The following is a 1,682-nucleotide window of genomic DNA, read 5'->3' as shown; positions in this document are numbered from 1 at the left end:
GAGCCGCCGGTGGACGCGCTCGCCGATCCCGTCGATCTCGTGGCGCTCGACGAACTGAAGGCGGTCGAAGCCGTCCGGATCGCGCTCGTCTACGACCCCTCGAGACTGCCGCCCGGCGCGAGTCCGACCGACGTCGCGGTCGCCGTCGAAACGGCGGACGGGTGGGAGCCGCTCGAGTCGACGGTGGACTTGGAGGAGACGACGGTGACGGCGGTGTTGAACGACCGGCCGCCGGGGTCGACGGTGGTGGCGGGTTACGACGATACGGACGGGGAGACCGAGGAGTCGGCGGAGTAACCGGAACGAGCGGATCGGTAGCGTGACGAAACGAGACCGTCTCTGGGCGGCTACGTTTCGGGTTCGATGTAGACCTTCTGCACCTGGTCGTCGTGGGCGATCAGGGCTCGTTCGATCGCGGTAATTCGCTCGTCGATCGTCGCCGTGTCGAGGTCGGGATCGAACGCGACGTCGGCGGTGACGAGCAGCTCTTCGGCCCCGAAGTAGACGGTCCGGAAGTCGACCAGTTCGGTCACGCCGTCCCAGTCGGCGACGATGGTGCGGAGGTCGTCCTCGGCGTCTTTCGAGAGGCTCTCGCCGATGATGAGCCGCTTGTTCTCCCAGGCGAGCGCGACGGCGAAGCCCATGAGCATGATCCCGATGATGAGCGCCGCGCCGGCGTCGTACACCGGGTTTTCGGTAACTCGAGTGAGGTAGATCCCGAAGAGGGCGATCCCCGCACCGGCGAGCGCGATGGTGTCCTCGGTGAGCGCGGTCAGCGTCGTCACGTCGCTGGTCTTGCTGAACGCCTCGCGGAAGCTCGACCAGCCGTACTCGTCCATCTGGCGGCTCATTCCCTGATAGGCCTTCCAGAGCGCGTAGGATTCGAAGAGAATCGCGCCGATCAACACGGCGTAGTTGACGAAGATCGGGTCGATCATCGTTCCGAACAGGGAGATGTCCTCGCTGGCCCGATGGACGCCGCCCTCTTGCAGCGCGCTATAACCGTGTCTGGCGCTCTCCCAGCCGGCGATCCCGAAGAGCATGACGCTGACGAGCAGGCTGTAGAAGAACTGCGCCTTCCCGTGGCCGAACGGATGGGACCGATTGGCTTCCTGTGCGCCGTACTTGATTCCGACCAGCAAAAGGACCTGATTGCCCGTGTCCGAAATCGAGTGGTACGTCTCCGACAGCATCGCGGGACTCCCGGTCAACAGAAACCCGCCGAACTTCAGGATCGCGATCGCCCCGTTCGCGAACAGTGCGGCGAGCACGACGGAGGTGCTACTGGCCATCGGCGACGACTACGGGTGGGCCCCCCAAAAGTGTAAGCCGTTCTAGAGCCGGTTGTTCCTCGCCCCCACGACCGGAGGCACCATCTCTGCGCGCGATTGGGACGGTCCGATCGGTCGCATCCGAAAGGGACCTGTCAGCGGCGACCGAAGCACGGCCATGATCGCGATCCTCTCGGACACGCACAGCCGCCGCGGCCACGAACTCGAGGGCGAGGCTCTGACTGCGGCCCGCGAGGCCGAGACCGTCATCCACGCGGGTGATTTCACGACCGAAACCGCTCTCGAGGCGTTCCAGAACGAGTGCGACCGGCTGTCCGCGGTCCACGGAAACGCCGACGAGCCGGCGGTCTGTGAGCGACTGCCGACGGCCCGCGTCGTCGAGGCGGGCGG

General features: G+C 65.9%; 3 protein-coding genes. 2 read left to right on the top strand and 1 reads right to left on the bottom strand.

Annotated features, from left to right (window positions below):
* Positions 1–297, top strand: a 297-nt coding sequence (locus PGX04_RS17390; protein WP_273739673.1) for a hypothetical protein, incomplete at its 5' end; no start/stop codon positions are given.
* Between the two features lie 50 nt (positions 298–347).
* On the opposite strand, the gene PGX04_RS17385 is transcribed toward PGX04_RS17390, so the two are convergent.
* Positions 348–1,292, bottom strand: a complete 945-nt coding sequence (locus PGX04_RS17385) for a cation diffusion facilitator family transporter (protein ID WP_273739672.1) — start codon at positions 1,290–1,292, stop codon at positions 348–350.
* A 157-nt stretch (positions 1,293–1,449) separates the two neighbouring features.
* Here PGX04_RS17385 and PGX04_RS17380 point away from each other — a divergent pair.
* Positions 1,450–1,682: metallophosphoesterase family protein (locus PGX04_RS17380; RefSeq protein ID WP_273739671.1), on the top strand; the 233-nt coding region annotated here is incomplete at its 3' end.

Source organism: Natrinema soli (genome assembly GCF_028618695.1).
Note: the sequence above shows the minus strand (reverse complement) of the source record. Positions and strands in the feature narration are given on the sequence as shown.